General features: G+C 69.4%; 16 protein-coding genes. 10 read left to right on the top strand and 6 right to left on the bottom strand.

Annotated features, from left to right (window positions below):
* Positions 1-28: 28 nt before the first annotated feature.
* Positions 29-1609 (bottom strand): amidase, encoded by a 1581-nt coding sequence (locus BMY69_RS05005; protein WP_090175771.1) that lies wholly within the window; start codon positions 1607-1609, stop codon positions 29-31.
* Positions 1610-1742: 133 nt separating this feature from the next.
* On the opposite strand from BMY69_RS05005, the gene BMY69_RS05000 reads away from it, so the two are divergent.
* Complete coding sequence (locus BMY69_RS05000) at positions 1743-2444, top strand: c-type cytochrome (protein ID WP_090175769.1); 702 nt, start codon at positions 1743-1745, stop codon at positions 2442-2444.
* A 3-nt stretch (positions 2445-2447) separates the two neighbouring features.
* On the top strand, positions 2448-3668 hold the full coding sequence (locus BMY69_RS04995; protein WP_090175767.1) for a cytochrome c: 1221 nt from the start codon (positions 2448-2450) through the stop codon (positions 3666-3668).
* Here the strand turns inward: BMY69_RS04995 and BMY69_RS04990 are convergent.
* Positions 3644-4177, bottom strand: a complete 534-nt coding sequence (locus BMY69_RS04990) for a mismatch-specific DNA-glycosylase (protein ID WP_090175766.1) — start codon at positions 4175-4177, stop codon at positions 3644-3646. The two genes, BMY69_RS04995 and BMY69_RS04990, sit on opposite strands and share 25 nt — an antisense overlap.
* A 72-nt stretch (positions 4178-4249) precedes the next feature.
* Between BMY69_RS04990 and BMY69_RS04985 the strand changes: the two genes are divergently transcribed.
* Together BMY69_RS04985 and BMY69_RS04980 are read left to right on the top strand one after the other, a co-directional pair.
* Positions 4250-5359 (top strand): mechanosensitive ion channel family protein, encoded by a 1110-nt coding sequence (locus tag BMY69_RS04985; RefSeq protein ID WP_090052908.1) that lies wholly within the window; start codon positions 4250-4252, stop codon positions 5357-5359.
* Positions 5360-5461: 102 nt separating this feature from the next.
* Positions 5462-6025, top strand: a complete 564-nt coding sequence (locus tag BMY69_RS04980) for a DUF1003 domain-containing protein (protein ID WP_090175764.1) — start codon at positions 5462-5464, stop codon at positions 6023-6025.
* Positions 6026-6082: 57 nt separating this feature from the next.
* Here BMY69_RS04980 and typA read toward each other — a convergent pair whose 3' ends face one another.
* The 3 genes from typA to BMY69_RS04965 form a co-directional block, all read right to left on the bottom strand.
* The gene (gene typA / locus BMY69_RS04975) at positions 6083-7933 is read right to left on the bottom strand and encodes a translational GTPase TypA (protein ID WP_090175762.1); all 1851 of its coding nucleotides are present in this window, start codon (positions 7931-7933) and stop codon (positions 6083-6085) included.
* A gap of 182 nt (positions 7934-8115) precedes the next feature.
* Positions 8116-8802, bottom strand: coding sequence for an esterase/lipase family protein (locus tag BMY69_RS04970; protein WP_090175761.1), 687 nt, complete (start codon positions 8800-8802; stop codon positions 8116-8118).
* Between the two features lie 25 nt (positions 8803-8827).
* Entirely contained in the window at positions 8828-10225 is a 1398-nt protein-coding gene (locus BMY69_RS04965; protein WP_090175759.1) for a GntP family permease, read from the bottom strand.
* Positions 10226-10399: 174 nt separating this feature from the next.
* On the opposite strand from BMY69_RS04965, the gene BMY69_RS04960 reads away from it, so the two are divergent.
* From BMY69_RS04960 to BMY69_RS04950, 3 genes are all read left to right on the top strand, one after another.
* On the top strand, positions 10400-12688 hold the full coding sequence (locus BMY69_RS04960; RefSeq protein WP_090175757.1) for a TonB-dependent receptor: 2289 nt from the start codon (positions 10400-10402) through the stop codon (positions 12686-12688).
* 12 nt (positions 12689-12700) lie between these two features.
* Positions 12701-13720 (top strand): extracellular catalytic domain type 2 short-chain-length polyhydroxyalkanoate depolymerase, encoded by a 1020-nt coding sequence (locus BMY69_RS04955; RefSeq protein WP_090175756.1) that lies wholly within the window; start codon positions 12701-12703, stop codon positions 13718-13720.
* A 166-nt stretch (positions 13721-13886) separates the two neighbouring features.
* A complete protein-coding gene (locus BMY69_RS04950) occupies positions 13887-17132 on the top strand; it encodes a hybrid sensor histidine kinase/response regulator (protein ID WP_090176898.1) in 3246 nt (1081 codons plus the stop codon).
* Between the two features lie 2 nt (positions 17133-17134).
* Here the strand turns inward: BMY69_RS04950 and BMY69_RS04945 are convergent, their stop codons facing one another.
* Complete coding sequence (locus BMY69_RS04945; protein WP_090052921.1) at positions 17135-17788, bottom strand: response regulator transcription factor; 654 nt, start codon at positions 17786-17788, stop codon at positions 17135-17137.
* Between the two features lie 93 nt (positions 17789-17881).
* Here BMY69_RS04945 and BMY69_RS04940 point away from each other — a divergent pair, with 93 nt between their 5' ends.
* The 3 genes from BMY69_RS04940 (at position 17882) to BMY69_RS04930 (ending at position 21729) form a co-directional block, all read left to right on the top strand.
* Entirely contained in the window at positions 17882-19726 is a 1845-nt protein-coding gene (locus BMY69_RS04940) for a 3-hydroxybutyrate oligomer hydrolase family protein (protein ID WP_090175754.1), read from the top strand.
* A gap of 124 nt (positions 19727-19850) precedes the next feature.
* A complete protein-coding gene (locus BMY69_RS04935; RefSeq protein ID WP_090175753.1) occupies positions 19851-20357 on the top strand; it encodes a peptidylprolyl isomerase in 507 nt (168 codons plus the stop codon).
* A 172-nt stretch (positions 20358-20529) separates the two neighbouring features.
* A complete protein-coding gene (locus tag BMY69_RS04930) occupies positions 20530-21729 on the top strand; it encodes an aminotransferase class I/II-fold pyridoxal phosphate-dependent enzyme (RefSeq protein WP_090175751.1) in 1200 nt (399 codons plus the stop codon).
* Positions 21730-21755: the final 26 nt, after the last annotated feature.

Raw genomic sequence — 21755 nt, 5'->3', positions numbered from 1 at the left:
TCGCAGCAACGCGCGCCCCGTAGCGGTATCAACGCACCGGCAGCGTCTTCAGGTACGTCGGCCGTCGGAACGCCTGCGCCTTCCGTTCCACGCCGTACGCGATGCCGATCAGCGTCGGCTCGCTCCACTTCGCGCCGAAGAACACCACGCCCACGGGCAGCTCGTGCGCGAACGCGACCGGCAAGGTGATCGAGGGGTAACCCGCGATCGCCGCGGGCGCGGAAACACCGCCGACGGTCGGGTCGCCGCTCACGACATGGTCGCCCAGCACGAGGTCGTTGACGAAGGCGGGTCCCCAGCTCGGAGCGAGCAGGGCGTCCAGCCGGTCCTTCGCCAGCGCGGCGTCGATGCCTTCGGGGCCGGCGAGGCGCTTGTTGCGATCGCGCATCGCGATGTACGCGGGATCGTCGATGCCGCCCTTCGCCTGCGCCTGCAGGAAGAGCTCCTGTCCGAACCACGGCATTTCCCTGGCCGCTTCGCGCGTGTTGAAGGCGATCAGGTCGGCCAGCGTCTTCATGGGCTGGTCGGGGCGGGTGGCGAGGTACGCCTCGATGCCGTGCCTGAACTCGTACAGCAGCACGTCGAGTTCGTGCTCGCCGAGTTCCTTCAGGTGCGGGATCTCCACGTTGTCGACGACGGTCGCACCCTCCGACTTCAGCAGCGCGATCGTCGTCTCCAGCGCGCGGTCGGCGTTCGGCTCGATGCCCGCGAGCTGCCGCACGACGCCGATGCGCTTGCCGCGCAGCGTGCCCGGGACGAGCACGGACGCGTAATCGGAGACGTGCCGGTCGGCTTCCGCCGTGGCCGGGTCGCGCGGATCGCTGCCCGCGATCGCCGCGAGCACGGCCGCCGCGTCCGCGACGCTGCGCGCCATCGGGCCGGCGGTGTCCTGGCTCGCCGAGATGGGCACGATGCCGGCGCGGCTGACGAGCCCGACCGTGGGCTTGATCCCGACCAGGCCGGTCATGGAGGCCGGGCAGATGATGGAGCCGTCGGTCTCGCTGCCGATGGACACGGTCGCCAGGCCCGCCGCGATGGCGGCGCCCGAGCCGGCGCTCGACCCGCACGCGTTGCGGTCGAGCACGTACGGATTCAACGTGAGGCCGCCGCGCCCGGTCCAGCCACTGGTCGCGTGCGTGGAGCGCATGTTCGCCCATTCGCTCAGGTTGGTCTTGCCGAGGATGACGGCACCGGCCTTGCGCAGTCGCGCGGCCACCGCCGAGTCGTGCGGCGCCGGCTTCACCGTGAGCGCGAGCGACCCGGCGCTGGTCATCATGCGGTCGCCCGTGTCGATGTTGTCCTTGAGCAGGACGACGATGCCCTTGAGCGGGCCCTCCGCGGGCTTGCGCGCGATGGACAGCGCGTCGGGATTCGTTTCGAGCACCGAGTTCACCGTGGGGCCCGACTGGTCGATCGTCGCGATGCGCTGGAGGAAGAGGCGCGTCATGCCCTCGGGCGTCAGCTCGCCCGAGGCGTAGGCGGCGCGCAGCACGGCGATGGAGGCGAACGCGTCGTCTTCTCCGGGCTGGCGCGTGGTCGCGGCGGCAACGGAAAACGAGGAGGCGATACCCGCGACGAGCGCGAGCGAGCGGGTCCAGCGGTGCGGCATGGTCTTTCCCCCGGGAGCGGAACGAAGCGTCGCACCGCATCTTACCCAAGGCGCGGGGACATATACTCGACCGATGCCAAGCCCGGTCGCAGCGCGTCGCGGGCCACGCCAACGTGACGCCAGGGAGTGCTTTATGCGATGTCTTGTCCGCCGGCTGGTCATCGCCGCCGCGCTCGGTGCCGCGCCCGCCTGGGCGGCCGACCCGCCGACGGTTCCCGATACCCTGGTCCAGCGCATCGCCGCGTGCACGAGCTGCCATGGCGAGCACGGCGAGGGTGGGGACAACGCGTTCAATCCACGGCTGGCCGGCAAACCCGCCGGATACCTCGTGCGCCAGATGCAGGATTTCCGCCGCGGCCTGCGCCACTACGAGATCATGGAATACATGGTCGCGCCGCTGACCGACGACTACATGCGCGAAATCGCGGCGTACTTCGCCGCGCAGGAGATTCCGTACCGGACGCATCCGGTGCCGTCGACGACGCCGGCCGCCATGGCGCGTGGCGAGCAGCTGGTGACACGCGGCGACACCGCCCGCGGCGTCCCGGCGTGCACGGCCTGCCACGGACCGGGGCTGACGGGGGTGGAGCCCGACATCCCCGGGCTGGTCGGGCTGCCGTACGACTACATCAGCGCGCAGCTGGGTGCCTGGCGCACGAACACGCGCGGGACGGTCGAGCCGGATTGCATGGCGACGATCGTCGGGCGGCTGAGCGACGCGGACATCAGCGCCGTCGCGGCATACCTCGCGCAGCGGCCAGTGCCGGCCGACGCGCACGCGGCGGCGGCCGGCAGCGTGCAACCGCCGCTGCGCTGCGGCGTGCTGGGAGGCTGACCGATGACACGCGCCTCGCGGCTCCTCGCTTTCCTCGCGCTGTCGTTCGTCACGCATGCGGCGCTCGCCGACGATGCCGTCGAACGCGGCCGCTACCTCGCCACGGCCGGCGATTGCGCCGCGTGCCACACGCCGCGCGATGGCGCGCCGTATTCCGGCGGCCGCGTCGTCGCCACGCCCTTCGGCGCGATCCCGTCGCCCAACCTCACGCCGGACCGCGACACGGGCCTCGGCGGCTGGAGCGCGGACGATTTCTACCGCGCGATGCACGAGGGAAAGAGCCACGATGGCACCTCGCTGTATCCCGCGTTCCCGTTCACGTCGTACACGAAGGTCACGCGCGCCGATACCGATGCGATCTTCGCGTACCTGAAGAGCCTGCCCGCGGTGCGGCGGCCGTCGATCGAGAACACGCTGCGCTGGCCGTACCGCGTGCGCCCGTTGATGGCCGCCTGGCGCGCCGTCTACTTCGACGAAGGCGAATACCGGGCCGACCCGAAACGGTCGGCCGCGTGGAATCGCGGCGCCTACCTGGTGCAGGGCCTCGGCCACTGCAACGAATGCCACACGCGTCGCGACAGCTTCGGTGCGCCGATCGACGATCCATTCCTCGCCGGCGGCATCGTGCCCGTGCAGAACTGGTACGCGCCCGACCTGTCGATGGGCCGGCACGGCGGTCTCGCCGGCTGGACGGAAGCCGACGTCGTCGCCCTGCTGAAGACGGGACGCTCGCGGAAGGGCACCGCCTTCGGCCCGATGGCGGAGGTCGTCCTGCGCAGCACGCAGCACCTCTCCGACACGGACCTCGCGGCGATGGCGACGTACCTCGCGTCGCTGCCGGAACGCCCGGCGCCACGGCAGCGCGAATCCGCCGCCGGCGCCCGCGAGCTCGCCTTGCGTGGGGGGACGGTCTACACGGAACGCTGCGCGACGTGTCATGGCGCCGACGGTCGCGGCAAGGGCGACGCGTACCCACCGCTGGACGGCAACGGCTCGGTGACCGATCCCACGGGCATCAACGCGATCCGCATCGTGCTCTCGGGTGGGTTCGCGCCGGCGACCGCCGCGAATCCGCGGCCCTATTCGATGCCGCCGTTCTCCCAGACGCTCGGCGACGACGACGCGGCCGCGGTGGTCACGTACATCCGCCAGGCCTGGTCGAACAAAGCGGCCGCCGTGTCGCCCGGCGACGTGCGCGCCTACCGGTCCACGCCCGGAAGCTGAGCGCGCACGGCATCGGCCAGTGCCTGCCAGATGCCGACGTCCCACGATCGCCTGGCCTGCCCCGAAGGCGATGGCAGGACATAGGCGGGAACGCCCGCGAACGTGGCGGGCTGCGCGCCGTAACCGATGCCCTTGCCGAGCGCGGCGACGCCACCGTGCTTGCTGGTGAAGGCGATCGCGCCGGGCGCGACGCGGCGGATCCTCGCCTCGAGCGCCGCGACATCGAAGGCGTCGACGGGAAGCTCGGCGTCGTTGCCGTAGTGGAATTTCGAAAGATCAGTGAGTCCGATGCCGAAGGAGGTCAGCAGCGGATATTCGGCGGGGTCGAGGAGACGCGGTGTCAGTCCTGTGGCGAACAGCGTTCGCCAGAACATGTTGCCGGGATGGGCGTAGTAGGCGCCCTCGCGCGCCGAGCGCGTACCCGCCGCGGTGCCGCAGAACACGAGGCGCAGCCCCGGTTCCAGGAGATCGGGGAGCACGAAACCATCGGCGGCGGCAGGCGTGGGCATGGCGTGCACTTTACCCGGCCCGTGCTGCGTCACAACAAAACGTGGACATCCCCGGCGCTAGGGTAAGGAGCCATGACTGTATTGGACTGGCTGCCAGACACCGCACAGCCGTGGACCCGGTTCGCGTTGATCGTCGTCATCGCGCTCGTGGTCGCGGGGCTCGCGCGCCGCGTCGTGCACTTCCTGCTGCGCCGCTTCGCCCTGCGTCATCCGATGGGCGCGAGCATCGTCGCCCGGGCGAACGCGCCGCTCGAGGCCATCGTGCCGCTCGCGATGCTCCTGATCGCCTGTCGCGCCGCGCCCGAGGAGCCGGCCAGGCTTCTCGCCTTCATCGAGCACACGATCGCTCTCGGGCTGATCGCGGCGTGTACCTGGTTCGTCGTGCGCTGCGTGGGTGCGCTGGAAGCCACCGTGTCGCGCTTCAATCCCATCGATCTCGAGGACAACCTCCACGCGCGGCGCCTGCAGACGCAGGTGCGCGTGTTGAGCCGCACCGCCATGGTCGTGGCGATCGTGCTGGGCATCGGTGTCGGACTCATGACGTTTCCCGCCGTCCGCCAGTTCGGCGCCAGCCTCCTGGCGTCGGCCGGTCTGGCGGGCCTTGCCGTGGGCCTCGCCGCGAAGCCGGTGCTCGGTAACCTCATCGCGGGCATCCAGATCGCCTTGACCCAGCCCATTCGCATCGACGACGTCGTGATCGTCGAAGGCGAATGGGGCAGGGTGGAGGAGATCACCAGCACCTACGTCGTCGTGAAGATCTGGGACGAGCGACGGATGATCGTGCCGCTGCAGTACTTCATCGAGCAGCCGTTCCAGAACTGGACGCGCACGAGTTCGCAGATCCTCGGCACGGTACTCCTGTGGTTCGATTACGGCATGCCGCTGGATCCGGTCCGCGCCGAGCTCGAACGCCTGTGCAAGGGTGCGCCGGAATGGGACGGGCGCGTGTGCGTGCTCCAGGTGGTCGACAGCAACGACAAGGCGATGCAGCTGCGCGCCCTCGTCAGCTCGGCGGATTCCGGACGATCCTTCGACCTGCGTTGCAAGGTGCGCGAAGGCCTGATCGCGTTCGTTCGCCGCGAGTGCCCGCAGTACCTGCCGCGCCTGCGCGGCGACATCGAGAGCGAAGTGCGCGTGCCGGACGCCCCGTCCGTCGGCCGCCTGTCCATGGGCGGGCGCTGACCGGTCCGAAGCGGGCCTGCAAGCGGAAGCCATCCCCCGCAAGGCCGACGACAGCCGGTCGTGCTAGCGTCTGCGCCAGTTTCCCGATGCCGGTACGCCACCATGTCCATGACCGATCCCGAACACGTCGCACGCCACTGGTTCTCGAAGGGCCTGCATGAACTCGGCCACGCCGAACAGCGCCTGCTCGATCGCCTCGCGAAGCGCAAACTCGTCTCCGAGGACGTCAACGCGGTGTTCCGCTCCGATCTCACCTTCGGCGAACGGCTGGCGGACAACGTGTCGCGCTTCGGCGGCTCGTGGACCTTCATCATAGTCTTCGCCGTGATCCTCATGCTGTGGACCGGCGTCAATTCGTTCGTGCTGAAGCATCCGTTCGATCCGTATCCGTACATCTTCCTCAACCTGATGCTCTCGATGCTGGCGGCCGTGCAGGCGCCGGTCATCATGATGAGCCAGAACCGGCAGGCCGCGATGGACCGGCTCGACGCCGCGAACGATTACAAGGTGAACCTCAAGGCCGAGATCGAGATCATGGGCCTGCACGACAAGCTCGACCAGATCCGCACCGACCAGCTGGCGGCGCTCCTGATGAAGCAGCAGGAGCAGATCGACCTGCTGATGAAGCTGGTCGCCGACGACGACGCGCGGAAGCAGGGCGATTGACCAAAAAAAAGCCCGGCTTTCGCCGGGCTTTTCGTTTCACGTCGCCGATCCCGATGATCAGGGCTGGCCGCGCGAGGCCTTCTTGCGATCGTTTTCCGTCAGGTGCTTCTTGCGCATGCGGATTTCCTTCGGCGTGACTTCGACCAGCTCGTCGTCGTCGATGAAGTCCAGCGCCTGTTCCAGCGTGAACTTGGTCGCCGGCGTCAGCTGGATCGCATCGTCCTTGCCCGAGGCGCGCATGTTGGTCAGCGGCTTCGGCTTGATCGCGTTGACCGTGAGGTCGTTGTCCTTCGCATGGATGCCGATCAGCTGGCCTTCGTACACGGAGTCGCCTTCGGCGGCGAACAGCTTGCCGCGCTCCTGCAGGGGTCCGAGCGAGTAGGCCGGGGTGGTGCCCGCGGCGTTCGCGATCATGACGCCGTTCTGGCGCTTGGCGATCGGCGCCGGGGTGTACGGACCGTAATGCTTGAACACGTGGAACAGCAGGCCCGAACCCTGGGTGAGGGTCTTGAACTGGTTCTGGAAGCCGATCAGGCCACGCGCCGGGATTTCGTACTCGAGGCGCACGCGGCCCTGGCCGTCCGAGACCATGTTCTTCAGGTCGCCCTTGCGGATGCCCAGGCGCTCCATGACGCCGCCCTGGTGGATCTCCTCGATGTCGATCACCAGCTCCTCGATCGGCTCCATCTTCTGGCCGTCGATTTCCTTGATGATGACTTCCGGACGCGACACGGCCAGCTCGTAGCCTTCGCGACGCATGTTCTCGATCAGCACCGACAGGTGCAGTTCGCCGCGGCCCGAGACCAGGAACTTGTCGGCGTCGGAGCCGTCCTCGACGCGCAGCGCGACGTTGTGCACCTTCTCGCGATCCAGGCGCTCACGCAGCTGGCGGCTGGTGAGGAACTTGCCGCCCGAGAGATCCTTGTTGCCGACGAACGGCGAGTTGTTGACCTGGAAGGTCATGCTGATCATCGGCTCGTCGACGCTCAGCGCCGGCAGCGCTTCCGGGGTATCCAGCGCCGTCACGGTGTCCGAGATGGTCAGGTCGGGGATGCCCGAGATGGCGACGATGTCGCCGGCTTCCGCGGAATCCTGCTCGATGCGCTCGAGGCCGAGGAAGCCCAGTACCTGGACGATCTTGCCCTGGCGCTTCTTGCCTTCGCGATCGATCACGGCGACCGGCATGCCCTTCTTCAGGGTGCCGCGCTGGATGCGGCCGATGCCGATGACGCCGACGAAGTTGTTGTAGTCGAGCTGGCTGATGCGCATCTGGAACGCGCCTTCCGGATCGACGTCCGGCTTCGGGGCGTGCTGCATGATCGCTTCGTACAGCGGGGTCATGTCGCCTTCGCGGGCGTTCTCGTCCAGCGAGGCGTAACCGTTCAGCGCCGAGGCGTAGACGATCGGGAAATCCATCTGCTCGTCGGTGGCGCCGAGCTTGGCGAAGAGGTCCCACACCTGCTCGACGACCCACTCCGGACGGGCGCCCGGACGATCGACCTTGTTGACGACGACGATCGGCTTGAAGCCCATCGCGAACGCCTTCTGGGTGACGAAGCGCGTCTGCGGCATCGGGCCGTCCATCGCGTCGACCAGGATCAGCACGGTGTCGACCATCGACAGCACGCGCTCGACCTCGCCGCCGAAGTCGGCGTGTCCCGGGGTGTCGACGATGTTGATGCGGTTCTTGACGCCCTTCTTCTTGTCTTCCCAGGTGATGGCCGTGTTCTTGGCCAGGATCGTGATGCCACGCTCCTTTTCCTGGTCGTTCGAATCCATCACGCGTTCCGCAAGGACGGTGCGCTCATTGAGCGTGCCCGACTGCTTGAGGAGCTGATCGACGAGGGTGGTCTTGCCGTGGTCGACGTGAGCCACGATGGCGATATTGCGCAGGTTTTCGATCGACATGCGTCATGCGCCGGCGTTCAGCCGGTGCACCTCTTTGGTGTGGGAAGCCGCCGATTATAAAGGAAAAGAAAGACTTTGGCATGACGGCCCCGGCGGAGGTCCGCCGGGCCCCCCGCGGCACGGAAAGGCCGGGCGGAACCCGGCGCGGCGCGGCCCGGAGCCGTGGGCCGCGCCCAGGACCGTCAGAGCAGCCCGACCTGCTGGCTCGCCGTGTACCAGAGCAGGCCGTAGTGGCCGTACGGGAACGTGTAGCTGGCCGTCTCGCCCTGGATCTGCGAGGTGTGCACCCCGTAGACGATGCAGACGCCCGTGGCGCAGTTGATCTCGTCCGAGTACGACTTGAATGAGTACATCCTCGCGCCGAACCGCCGGCCGGCGAGGCCGTTCAGCAGGGGACTGCCGATCGACAGGCCCCAGCTGCCGCAGGTGCTGTTCGCCACGTTGTACGGGTAGATGCCGCAGGTATAGAGGCCGCGGAAGGCCCCCGCGATGCCGATGAACGTGTTCACCGAGCCCGAGGCGCCGATGCGGTCGATCACATGGGCGGCGAGGGTGGCGCCCATCGAATGCCCGATGACGTCGATCTTGCCCGTGCAGGACGATGCGAGGGCATCGACGATGGCGTTCTCGACCGGCACCTCTTCGCTGCCGTTGTGGTCGTTGCAGGCGGCGCAAAGGCCGTTGCCCCAGCTCGGGGCGAGGATCTGCGACTCCGTGTAGCCGCGCTGCCGGAGCAGGTCGTGGGTGGCCTGGAAGTCCGAGGGACTGCCGGTGTTGCCGTGCACGAGCACGACGGAATCGACGCAGGCGGCGCGGACGGGGCCGCAGACGAGCAACGACAGGGCGATGAGCGACAGCAGGGAACGCATGGCTTGCCTCCGTGGTGTGACGCGCCTAGACCACTCCCAGCGCGTAGTAGGCGACGATCGCCACGAAGACCGCGAGGGTCTTGATGACGGTGATCGCGAAGATGTCCCGGTACGACTGGCGATGGGTCAGGCCGGTCACGGCGAGCAGCGTGATCACGGCGCCGTTGTGCGGCAGCGTGTCCATGCCGCCGGAGGCCATCGCGGCGATGCGGTGGAGCACCTCCATCGGGATGCCCGCGGCTTCCGCGTTGCGGACGAAGCTCTCGCCCATCGCGGCCAGCGCGATGCTCAGGCCGCCCGAGGCCGAACCGGTGATGCCCGCCAGCGCGGTCACCGACACCGCCTCGTTGACCAGCGGGTTCGGGATGGCGTGCAGCCCATCCGCCACCACACGAAAGCCGGGCAGGGCGGCGATCACGGCGCCGAAGCCGTACTCCGACGCGGTGTTCATCGATGCGAGCAGCGCGCCACCCACGGCCGCCTTGCTGCCCTCGGCGAAGCGCGCGACCACGGGGCGCCAGGCGAACGCGAACACCGTGAGGATGCCGAGCAGCAGCGCGCCCTCGACGGCCCAGATCGCGGCGACCTTCGACACCTCCTGGACGACCGGCGGCGCGGCGCCGACCACGGTCGGCACGAAGGACTGCGTGGCGCCATAGACGCGCGGGATGGCGAGCGTGAGCAGCTTGTTCGCGACGCCGACGACCAGGAGAGGGAGCAGCGCGACGAGCGGATGCGCGAGGCGGTCGCCCGCGTACGTCGCCGGCTCGTCGGCGAGGTCGCCGCCGTAGCCTTCGCCGGCCAGCGCCGCTGCCCGACGGCGCCGTTCGAGATAGAGCAGCCCGGCGCCGAGGATGAACACCGAGCCGAGCGTGCCGAGCCAGGGCGCGGCCCAGGTGTCGGTGCCGAAGAACGCCGTGGGGATGATGTTCTGGATCTGCGGCGTGCCCGGCAGCGAATCCATCGTGAAGGTGAACGCGCCCAGCGCGATGGTGCCCGGGATCAACCGTTTCGGGATGCGTGCCTGGCGGAAGAGTTCCGCGGCGAAGGGGTAGACGGCGAACACCACGACGAACAGGGACACACCGCCGTAGGTGAGCAACGCGCACACCAGTACGATCGAGAGCATGGCGCGCTTCTCGCCGAGCAATCCGATCGTGCCGGCGACGATCGCGCGGGAGAAGCCGGACAGCTCGATCAGCTTGCCGAAGACCGCGCCCAGCATGAACACCGGGAAATACAGTTTAAGGAAGCCGACCATCTTGTCCATGAACAGGCCGGTGAACATCGGCGCGACCAGTCCCGGGTCGCTGAGCAGCACCGCGCCCAGCGCCGCGACGGGGGCGAACAGGATCACGCTGTAGCCGCGATAAGCGACCAGCATCAGGAAAGCCAGCGCGGCCAGCACGATCAGCAATGCCATCGAAACGTTCGTCCCCGGGTGCGGCGCGAGTGGCCGTCGGACGGCGAGTATCCGCAGGTGCCATGCGGCGCGGCACTGTACCAAGGTACAAGTGTGGCCCTCACGGCGGCTTCCTATGCTTCGTGTCATTCGGCGCCGAGGGGGCGTCGCTCATCGGTTACTCGGGGGACGTCCATGAAGCACGCACCGCTGACGCTGGCGATCGGCCTTGCCATCGGTTTCGCCGCCACGCTTCCCGCCATGGCGCAGGACGCCGGACAGGCGAACGCGCCGACGACGGAAGCGAAGAAGAAGCAGCAGGAGGCCACGCAGCTGAACGAGGTCACCGTGAGCGCCCGCCGCCGCGAGGAATCGCTGGAGAAGGTGCCCGTCGCGGTGAGCGCGTTCTCGGAAGAGGACATGAAGGACCTGCAGGCCACGAGCATCGACGGCCTTCAGGGCGCCGTGCCCAACATGAACATCGTGCAGGGTCGTGGATCGTCGTCGTCGGTGAACATCTTCATCCGCGGCATCGGTCAGCCGGACGCGCTGCAGACGTTCGATCCCGGCGTCGGCATGTACGTCGACGACGTGTACTACTCGCGCATCCAGGGCGCGCTGATCAGCCTGTTCGACGTCGACCACGTGGAGGTGCTGCGCGGCCCGCAGGGAACGCTGTACGGCAAGAACTCCACCGGCGGCGCCGTGAAGATCGTGACGAAGAACCCGGGCGCGACGCCGGAAGGCTCCGTCGAGGCCACCTTCGGCAACTTCGGCCGCCGCGAGGGCCGCTTCTACGGCTCCACGCCGCTGAGCAAGGACGGCGCCTGGTCGGCGTCGCTGGCGGGCGCGGTCACGCGCAACGACGGCTACGTGCACGACTACAGCGGCCGCGACTTCAACAACGACGACACGAAGTCGGTGCGCGGCAAGCTGCGCTTCCATCCGTCCGAGACGTTCGACGGCGTGCTCACGCTCGACTACACGAAGATGGACACGGCGCTCACGCTGGGCCAGCCGGTGTCGCCGCTCACCCGCACCGACCTCGTGCGCGGCACGGTCACGTTGCTGCGCCCGAACCTCGACGAGAAGTACGACTTCCATAGCCGCACGTCGTTCCCGCCGGGCGACGGCCAGCACCTCACCCACAAGGGCGTGGCGCTGAACATGAACTGGAAGCTCTCCGACCAGTGGAACCTGAAGAGCATCACGGCCTACCGCAAGCTCGACAGCGATTCGTACATCGACATCGACGCTTCGCAGTTCGAACTGGGCGACGTCTTCGTCGGCTTCCACCAGAAGCAGGCGAGCCAGGAGCTGCAGCTCGCGTTCGACAACGGCAGCAACGTGCAGTCGGTGTTCGGCGCATACTTCCTTCGCGAGAACGTGCCCTCGACGCAGTACGCGTTCGCGGACGATCTCTTCGCCGTGGCCGGACGCACCGTGCCGTTCCTGCGCACGATCGGCGACGACCTCACCACCAAGAGCTGGGCCGGTTTCGCACACGTGAACTGGGAGTTCGTGCCGAGCTGGACGCTGGCCGCCGGTATCCGCTACAGCAAGGAGAGCAAGGATTACGACCGCTCCACCAGCACGTTCTGGGGCGCGCCGCTCACCGCGCTGAATGAGACCGTCGCCTTCGCGCGCGACAAGGACTGGAAGGCCTGGACGCCGACCGTCAGCCTGCAGAAGCAGTTCGATCCGCAGACCATGTGGTACGTCTCGGCCAGCCGCGGCTTCAAGTCCGGCGGTTTCAACGGTCGCGCCAATTCGGTGGCGGAAACCCGCTCGGCGGAGTTCGATCCCGAATACGTGTGGACGTTCGAGACCGGCCTGAAGATGCGCAGCGTCGACAATCGCCTGCAGGCGAACCTCGCGGCGTTCCACAGCGACTACAAGGATTTCCAGGCCCGCGTGTCGGAGATCCAGAATCCCGGTTCGGTGACGCCGACGTTCGCATTCCCCGTGATCAACGCGGCGAAGCTGAAGATGGACGGCTTCGAGGCCGAAGGCGTCGCGCTGCTCGGCGAGGGCACGCGCCTGAGCACGCAGATCGGCTACCTCAAGGCGAAGTACGACCGCTTCGACGATGCGCGCCTCGACCCGACCAATCCGGCGTACAACCCGCAGATCCACGCGCACGTGCCGTTCTCGCCGAAGTGGACCGCGCGCATCGCCGCGACGCAGACGTTCAACGTGGGCGGGGGCGCGCTGACGATCGGCGCCGACGCCTCGTACCGCACGGAGACCTGGCTCAGCGTCGACAACTACGACGCGCTGTCGCAGAAGGCGTATACGGTGGTCGGCGCGTTCGGCATCTTCGATTCCGGCGACGGCCACTGGCAGTTCCGCGCCGGCGTGCGCAACGCCACCAACAAGGTCTACAAGACCGATGGCCAGGAGTTCTCGAGCGTGGGTAACATCCGCACGGCCTACTACGGGATGCCGCGCAACTACTACGGCTCCGTGCGCTACAACTTCTAAGAGGGGAATCCGATGAAACGCTTGCTGCTCCTCGTCGCGCTCGGCGCCGGTGCCGCGTCGGCGGCCGACGCTCCCGCGCGCCTGCCCGCCCTGAAGCTCGATCCCGCGCGCGTCACGGTGGCGGGATTGTCCTCGGGCGCCTATATGGCGACGCAGGCGCAGGTCGCGTATCCGGAGGTGTTCCACGGCGCGGCGCTGATTGCCGGTGGCCCCTACGGGTGCGCGGCGGGCAAGCTCGAAACCGCGCTCGGTTCGTGCATGAAGGGCACGCCGCCGCCGGACGTGAAGGCGCTCGCCGCCGCGGCGAAGACGAAGGCCGCCAGGGGCGACATCGGTCCGCTCGCGCAGCTGGCGGGGGCGAAGATATACGCGCTGCACGGCGCGCAGGACGCGCTCGTCGCGCCGGTCGTGGGCGACGCGTCGGCCGGTTTCTACGACGCGTTGAAGGCCGTCGAGCCCGCGCTGGCGGGAATGCGGGTGGTGAACGACGGCAAGCGCGCGTTCGCACACAACCTGCCGATCGCCGCGAGCGGTGACGATTGCGGCAAGTCGGTCTCGCCGTTCCTCGGCCATTGCGGCATCGACGCGGCAGGGGAGATCTTCGCGCAGCTCTACGGCAAACCGGCGAAGGTCGCGGGCACGGCGAAGGGCGAGCTGCGCGAGTTCGACCAGGACGCGTACAAGGCGGACGGCAAGGACGCGTTCCTCGGCGCGAAGGGATTCGTCTACCTGCCGCCGGACTGCCTCGCCGGCAAGCCCTGCGGCGTGATGGTGGCCCTGCATGGCTGCAAGCAGAACGTCGACCTCGTCGGCAAGGCCTTCGTGGAAGACGCCGGTTTCAACCGCTGGGCGGACGTCTACGACGTGGCCGTCCTGTATCCTCAGACCCGCGCGGTCTTCGCGCCATTGAATCCGCAGGCATGCTGGGACTGGTGGGGCTACTCGGGGGAGAACTACGACACGCGCGCCGGCGTCCAGCTGCGCTGGCTGGTCGACGCGTTGCATGGTCTTGGCCTCCCTCCCATTCGTTGATGCCACCCCGTAGGAGCGCGCCCTGCGCGCGACAGCTTTTCGCGAGAAGCGACAGGATCTGTTCCCCCATCGCGAGAAGCTGTCGCGCGCAAGGCGCGCTCCTACGTGAGCCGGTTTCGCCGTGAATCCCTGGCTCGTCACCCTCGCCGCGGCGCTGTGGCTGTGCATGCTGTTCGGCGTGGCGCTGTTCGGCGAGCGGCGGCCCGCGTTCCTGGAGCGTCGCTGGGCGATCGTCTACGCGCTTTCGCTCGCGATCCACTGCACCTCGTGGACGTTCTACGGCACGGTGACCCAGGCGTCCCGCTCGGGCTGGTGGCTGCCGCCGACGTTCGTCGGCGCGATCCTGATGTACGTGTTCGCGGTCGGTGTCCTGCGTCGCCTCGTCGTCATGGCGCGCGACTACAACGCCGGCTCCGTCGCGGACCTGATATCGGCGCGCCTCGGCCGTCACCGCGGCCTCGCTGCGCTGGTCACCGTGGTGATGCTCATCGGCATCGTGCCGTACATCGCGCTGCAGCTGAAGGCGGTGGCGATGAGCTACGGTCTGCTCGCGCAGGGCCGCGACGCCGAGGCGCCCGCCTGGCAGGACAGCGCGCTGTACATCGCGCTGCTCATGGCCGCGTTCGCGATGCTGTTCGGCACGCGTCGTGCCTCCGCCATGGCGCACAACCGTGGACTCGTGCTCGCGATGGCGTTCGAGTCGCTGTTCAAGCTGGCGGCGATGCTCGCGCTCGGCAGCCTCCTCGTCGGCGCGGCGCCGGATCCGGCGGCCGTGGCGCGCGCGGCCGCGATGCCGCACGACGCCGGCGGCTTCCCCGCGCTGATCCTGCTCGGCGCGCTCGCCATGTTCACGCTGCCGCACCAGTTCCACGCCGGCATGGTGGAATGCCGCGACGTGCGCCATGTGTCCACGGCCCGCTGGCTGTTCCCGCTCTACATGCTGCTCATCTCGCTGCCGATCCTGCCGCTGGCGCGGCTCGGCGACGCGACGCTGGCGCCGCTGGGCGTGCCGTCCGATCTTTACGTGCTGGCGTTGCCGCTGTCGCGCGAGCAGGGCGGCCTCGCGCTGTTCGCGTTCCTCGGCGGCCTCTCGGCCGCGACGAGCATGGTCGTCGTCGCCACGCTCGCGCTGAGCCTGATGGTCGTCAACCATTTCATCGCGCCGGTGCGCGTGCGCGGCGGATGGGGCAGGGGCGAGCGGGGCGACCTGCGCGGCGAGGTCATCACGCAGCGTCGCGTCGCGATTCTCGGCGTCATCCTCCTGGCCTGGGCCTATAGCCGGATGCTCGCCGGCAACGACGCGCTGGCCGACATCGGCGCGATCTCGTTTTCGGCCCTCGCCGGCCTCGCGCCGACATTGCTGTTCGCGGTGTACCGGCCGCGGACGGGTGCGCGCGCGGTGGGCGCGGGGCTCGCGGTGGGCACGCTCGTGTGGCTTTACGTGGTGCTGCCCGCGCTGGTGACACCGGAGCCAGGATGGGTGGAAGCGGGACCCTTCGGCATCGCGTGGCTGGCACCCGACCGCCTGTTCGGACTGGACGACTGGAGCCGCCTCGGGCGGGCCGTGGTGCTGGGCATCGGAGCGAACCTCGCGACGATCGCGCTGGTCGCGCCGTCGCGTTACGGCCGCGTCGCGATGCCCGCGACGGAGCTCGGGCGCGTGGACGTGGGCGACCTGCGGGCACTCGCCGCGCGCTTCCTTCCCTCCGATCGCGTGGCGGCGCTGTTCGCCGACGCGGTGCCGACGGGCGCCGCGGGCGGCGCGCTCGCCGCGCTGGTGGAACACGAACTGGCGGGCGTGATCGGCGCGGGCTCCGCGCGGCTCCTCCTGCAGGTGGTGCATCGCCAGCGCCAGGACGAACTCGATACCGTGGCCGCCATCGTCGACGAGGCCACCGAAGACCTTCGCTTCAACCAGCGCGTGCTCGAGGCGGCCCTGGAGACGATGAGCCAGGGCATCTGCGTCGTCGACGCCGAGCTGCGGCTCGTGGCGTGGAACCGGCCGTACGCGGAACTCTTCGGCTATCCGCCGGACATGCTGCGCGTGGGCCGGCCGGCGGCCGACCTCATCCGTCACAACGTGGCGGCGGGCCTGATCGGGCCGGGCGAGATCGCTTCGCGCGTGGAGCGCCGCCTCGCGCTGATGCGCGCGGGGTCGCCACACCTCGCGGAGCGGCGTTTTCCGGACGGCACCGTCGTGGAGATCCGCGGCAACCCGATGCCCGGCGGCGGCTACGTGGCCACGTTCACCGACGTCACGTCGTTTCGGGAGACCGAGGACGAGCTGATCCGCGCCAACGAGACGCTCGAACTTCGCGTGACGGAGCGCACGGTGGAACTGCGCCAGGCGAACGAGGCGAAGAGCCACTTCCTCACCGCCGTGTCGCACGACCTGCTGCAGCCACTGCACGCGGCCCAGCTGTTCGCGCACGCGCTGCGCACGGGCCATGGCGATGCGGAGACGGCGCGTCACCTCGATGGCGCGCTGGCCGCGACGGAAGACCTGCTCGCCGGGCTGCTCGACATCGCGCGACTGGAGGGCGGCCGCCTGACGCCGCGCGTCGTCGACGTGGCGCTCGCGGACATCGTCGGGCCGCTCGCGGCGGAAAGCCGCGCGCTCGCCGCGGAGCGCGGCATCCGCTTCGACTGCGTGCCGACGCGCGCATGGGTCCGCACCGATCCGCAGCTGCTTCGCCGCATCGTGCAGAACTTCCTCGCCAACGCGCTGCGCTACGCCGGCGGCGGTCGCGTCGTGCTCGGTTGCCGACGGGTGGGCGGCGCCGTGCGCATCGAAGTGTGGGATACCGGGCCGGGCATCGCGGAGAACGACCGCGCATCCATCTTCGAGGCCTTCCGTCGTGGCGAGGCCGCGGTGGGGCAGGGGCTGGGTCTCGGCCTCGCGATCGCGGAGCGCACCGCGACGCTGCTCGATCACCGGCTGGGCCTGCGCTCCTGGCCGGGCACGGGCAGCGTGTTCGAGGTCTCGGCACCGCTCGCGCCCCGCGGCGCGAGCGAACCGGCGGCGGTCGCGGCGGCCGGCGCGTTGCCTGCCGGGCACGCGGTCGTCGTCGACAACGATCCCGTGGCACTGGCCGCCACGGCCAGCCTGTTGCGCGGCTTCGGCTGGACCGTGGACGCGCTGCGCGCTCCCGAGGACGACGCGTCGCCGCCCGACCTGCTCGTGCTCGACTACCACCTCGACGCGGGACGCACGGGGCTCGACGCGTTGCGCGTCCTGCGCGAGCGCTTCGGCGACGTGGCCACGGTGTTCGTCACGGCGGACCGCGACGTCGATCTGCGCACGCGGCTGCAGGACGCCGGCGGCACGGTGCTCTACAAGCCGCTCAAGCCACTGGCGATGCGCCAGGCCATGCAGCGCCTTGCGCCACGGCCCGTCGCGGCATCCGGCTGACGTCAGGGGCCGCTGTCGGCCAGATCGAGCGAGCGCAGCAGCACGCCGGCCTGGGTGCGGTTGCGCACCTCGAGCTTCTCGAATATCGCGGTGACGTGCGCTTTCACGGTGCGCTCCTGCACGTTCAGCCGGTCGGCGATCTGCTTGTTGAGCAGCCCTTCGGCGAGCATCGACAGCACGCGGAACTGCTGTTCGGTGAGGCGCGCCAGTCGCGCGGCGAGCGCGGTATCGCCGGCATCCGCGGGCAGCGCGGCGACCGCGCGGGCCAGCTCGGGCGGAAGCCACTCGCCATCCGTGAGCACGGCGCGCACCGCGTCGGCGATGGTCGCGGGATCGGCGCTCTTGGGCAGGAAACCGGCGGCGCCGTGCGCGATCACGCGCTTCACGACGGAGGGCTCGTCGTGCGCGGACACGACCAGTACCGCGACACCCGGATACTGCCCGCGCAGGGCGGCGAGGCCGGAAAGGCCACGGCTGCCCGGCATGCGCAGGTCGAGCAGCACGAGGTCGGTATCCGGTTCCGCCGCGAGGAAGGCGAGCATCGCGTCGAGATCGGCGACGTCGGCGACCGACGCATCGGGCACGGCGGCGGAGGCGGCCTGGCGAAGCGCGGCACGGAACAGGGGATGGTCGTCGGCGACGAGGATGCGGGTCATCGGGCGAGACGGTAACGGCGTAACGCGTCCGCGTCGAGTGCGCCTGCCCTTTCGTACGATGGCGCGACGCCGCGCGCTTGCTATCGTGGCCCGATGTCACGCATCTTCCCCCTGGCCGTCATCGCCGCCGCTTCCCTCGGTGTCCTCTCCTGCGCGACGGCGCCCGCCACGAGGAAAGGCTCCATGTCCGCACCCGATCGCTTCGGCGACGTCCGCATCACCGAGCATCGCCACGGCGACGACCTGCTGAGCGCGGGCCTCGGATTGCGCGGTCTGGCCGGCACCACCACGGCGTTCGCGCAGCCGGCGTCGCCGACGCCGGCGGAACTGCGGCGCCGCGCGATCCAGGCGAGCTGGAAGGGCATCGCGGACCTCGGCCCGCTCGGCGGCTTCGGCACGGTCTATGGCGGCGTACCCGACGTCCCCGGCCGCGAATTCACCGCGTTCGCGACGTTGCCGGGCGCCCATGCGCCGCATCGCGTGCTGCTCCAGGTGCCCGACGATTTCGACCGGGCGAAGCGCTGCCTCGTCGTCACCGCGTCGTCGGGTTCGCGTGGCATCTATGGGCCGATCGCCCTCGCGGGTGCATGGGGCCTGCCGCGCGGCTGCGCGGTGGCATACACCGACAAGGGCACCGGCGCGGGTTATTTCGATCCGGTGGACGGCAGTGGCGTGGCGCTCGACGGCACGCGCGCGAAGGCGGGAACCGCGCCCCTGGAATTCGAGCCGAAGGGGCTCGCCCCGGACGCCGGCATCGCGGTGAAGCACGCGCATTCGGGCGACAACCCGGAAGCCGACTGGGGCCGGCATGTCCTGCAGGCGGCGCGCTTCGGCCTCGCGATGCTCGATCGCGCGTTTCCCGCCGAAGCGCCGTTCACGGCGAACAACACCCGCATCATCGCGACCGGCCTGTCGAACGGCGGCGGCGCGGTACTGCGCGCGGCCGGCGACGACGAGGACGGCATCCTCGCCGCGGTGGTCGCGCTCGAGCCGAACATCCACGTCGAGGGCCGCGGCCGTCCGTTCTACGACTACGCCACCGAGGCCGCGCTCCTCCTGCCGTGCGCGCTGGCGGCCCCCGAATTCGACGGCCTGCCGTTCGCCCGCGTCGCGCACGCCGCGCCGCCCGCCTGGGCGATCCGCTGCGCGTCGCTGCGAGCGCATGGCCGGCTCATTGGGAATACCCCCGCCGCTCAGGCCTCCGAGGCGCTCGCGATGCTGCGGGCCTCCGGCTGGCAGGACGACGCGCTGAAGGTCGGCGCGTCGTCGACGTCGCTCGATCTCTGGCGCGCGGTCACCGCGGCCTATGCCAGCGCCTACCTGCGGCGGCCGGCCGACGGCATGCCCTGCGGTTTTTCCTATCGGGCCCAGCACACGGCGGGCGTCGCGGCCCCCGCGGACGCCGTGGTCCGGGCCGCCTGGTGGGCGGACGGTTCGGGCGTGCCGCCCGGGGCCGGCGTACTCCTGGCGGGCGGCACCGACGTCTCGCTCGATCCGACGCTGCCGGGCAACCTGTGCCTCGGCGCGCTGTGGACGGGGCAGGGCGACGAGGTCCGCGCGCTCCACGCGGGGGTGGCTGCCACGGCCGCGGCGTTGCCGCGCGCGGGGCTGCCGGTGTTCGTGGTGCACGGCGCCCAGGACGGCCTGATCCCGGTGGCCTTCAGCTCCGATCCGTATGTGGCGTGGCTGCGCGCCTCGGGCCGCTCGCCCGTGTACTGGAAGGTGCCGTACGCGCAGCACTTCGACGCCTTCCTCGCGTTTCCCGATTTCGGCGACCGGCACACGCCGCTGCTGCCTTTCGGCTATGCGGCGCTGGATCGGGCCTGGGCGCATCTCGCGGAAGGCCGGCCGCTGCCCGAGGACGCCGCGGTGCGGGATGCCCGCCCGCGTGGCCCGGGCGCGCTCACACCGGCGGCGCTCGGGTTGCCCGTGCGTTGACGGTCGTCACGTCTTCTCGCTTGAACTCTTGGGGAACGGGCGCCATCTTCGGTAGCCTTGCAGCCCCTCCGGACCGGTCGCGCCGTGCGATCGTTCCGCATTTCAACGAGTTACAGGAATCGCGATGACCATCAACGTCACCATGAAGACGAGCAAGGGCGACATTCACCTTCGCCTCCACGACGACAAGACCCCGCTGACGGTCGCCAACTTCGTCAACCTGGCCAAGCGTGGCTACTACGACGGCCTGTCGTTCCACCGCGTCATCGCCGACTTCATGATCCAGGGCGGCTGCCCCGAGGGTTCGGGCCGCGGCGGTCCGGGCTACCGCTTCGGCGACGAGTTCGACAGCAGCCTCAAGCACGACAAGCCGGGCATCCTGTCGATGGCCAACGCGGGCCCGGGCACCAACGGCTCGCAGTTCTTCATCACGCACGGCGCCACGCCGTGGCTCGACGGCAAGCACAGCGTCTTCGGTGAAGTGGTCGGTCCGGACGACCAGAAGGTCGTCGACAAGATCCGCCAGGACGACACCATCGAGAAGGTGGAAGTCTCCGGCGACGTCGACGCGCTGCTCGAGAAGCAGGCCGCGAAGGTGAAGGAATGGAACACGGTGCTGGACGCGCGCTGAGCCGTCCGGGCCCGATCCGAAAACGCCGCCTCCGGGCGGCGTTTTCGTGTCCGGGCCCGCTGCCGCGGGATCGCCGATACGATCGGCTCCCACCCTCTTGCCTGGGCACGGCAGGTACCTCGCTCGCCGTGTTAAAATGGCGGCCTTTGCCCTGTCCCCGTCAGAGGAAACGATGCCGCAGCTCGCCAAGCGTATCGGTCGTGCCAAGCCCAGCGCGATCATGGTCATCGCCGAGAAGGCCAAGCGCCTGAAGGCCGAAGGACGCGACATCGTCAGTTTCTCGATCGGCGTGCCCAACTTCCTCCCCGGCGAGCACGTGTATGCCGCCGCCCGGGAGGCGCTGGCGAAGGATTCCGGCCAGTACGGCAGCAACCGCGGCCCCGACGCGCTGGTCGACGCCTTCCTCGCGCACATCGAAGCGCTGGGCCTCACGGGCTACAGCCGCGCGAACGTCAGCACCGGCGTGGGCGCCAAGCAGATCCTCTACAACCTCGCCGAGGCCCTGCTCGACGAGGGCGACGAGATCGCCTTCCCGGCGCCGTACTGGACGAGCTACCTCGACATCGCCGAGATCGTCGGCGCGAAGATCAACATCCTGCCGTGTCCGCCGGAGCAGCACTACAAGCTCACGCCGGCGCAGCTCGAGGACGCGCTGAAGCGCAAGCCGCGCGTGTTCCTCTTCAACAACCCGTCGAACCCCACCGGCATGGTGTACACGCGCGACGAGATCGCCGCGCTGGCCGACGTGATCGCGAAGTATCCCGATACCTGGATCATCACCGACGACATCTACAACACGATGGTCTTCGACGGTGTCGGCTATCACAACTTCGTGCACGTGCGCCCCGAACTGAAGGACCGCGTGATCTTCGTCGACTCGCTGTCGAAGACCTACGGCATGCCCGGCTGGCGCGTGGGCTTCATCGCCGCGCCGGAAGCCGTGGCGCTCGCGGTGACCACGCTCAATTCGAACCACATCACGAGCCTGCCGGAAGTCGTCACCGCCGCGGCGGTCGCCGCGCTGGCCGGTCCGCAGGACATCCCGGCGGCGAAGTGCGTCGAGTTCGCGGCCAAGCGCGATCGCGTCTACGACGCGCTCGTGTCGATTCCCGGTGTCGTCTGCCCGCGTCCGCAGGGCGCGTTCTACGCGTTCCCCGACATCTCGGCGGCCTTCGGCAAGAAGCACGGCGGCGTCGAGATCACGTCCGACGTCGACTTCTGCGCCGCGCTGCTCGATGCCAAGGGCGTCGCCTGCGTTCCGGGTTCGGCCTTCGGTGAGCCGCGCGCGCTGCGCATTTCCTATTCCTGCCCCGACGAGGCGCTCGACAAGGGCATGGCCCGCATCGTCGAGTTCTTCGCCGAGCTCAACTGATCGAAGTCCCACGCGATATACCTGAG

The organism is Luteibacter sp. UNC138MFCol5.1, assembly GCF_900110505.1.
Classification (GTDB): domain Bacteria; phylum Pseudomonadota; class Gammaproteobacteria; order Xanthomonadales; family Rhodanobacteraceae; genus Luteibacter.
The sequence above is the reverse complement of the archived record's forward strand: the minus strand, read 5'-3'. Positions and strand labels throughout refer to the sequence as shown.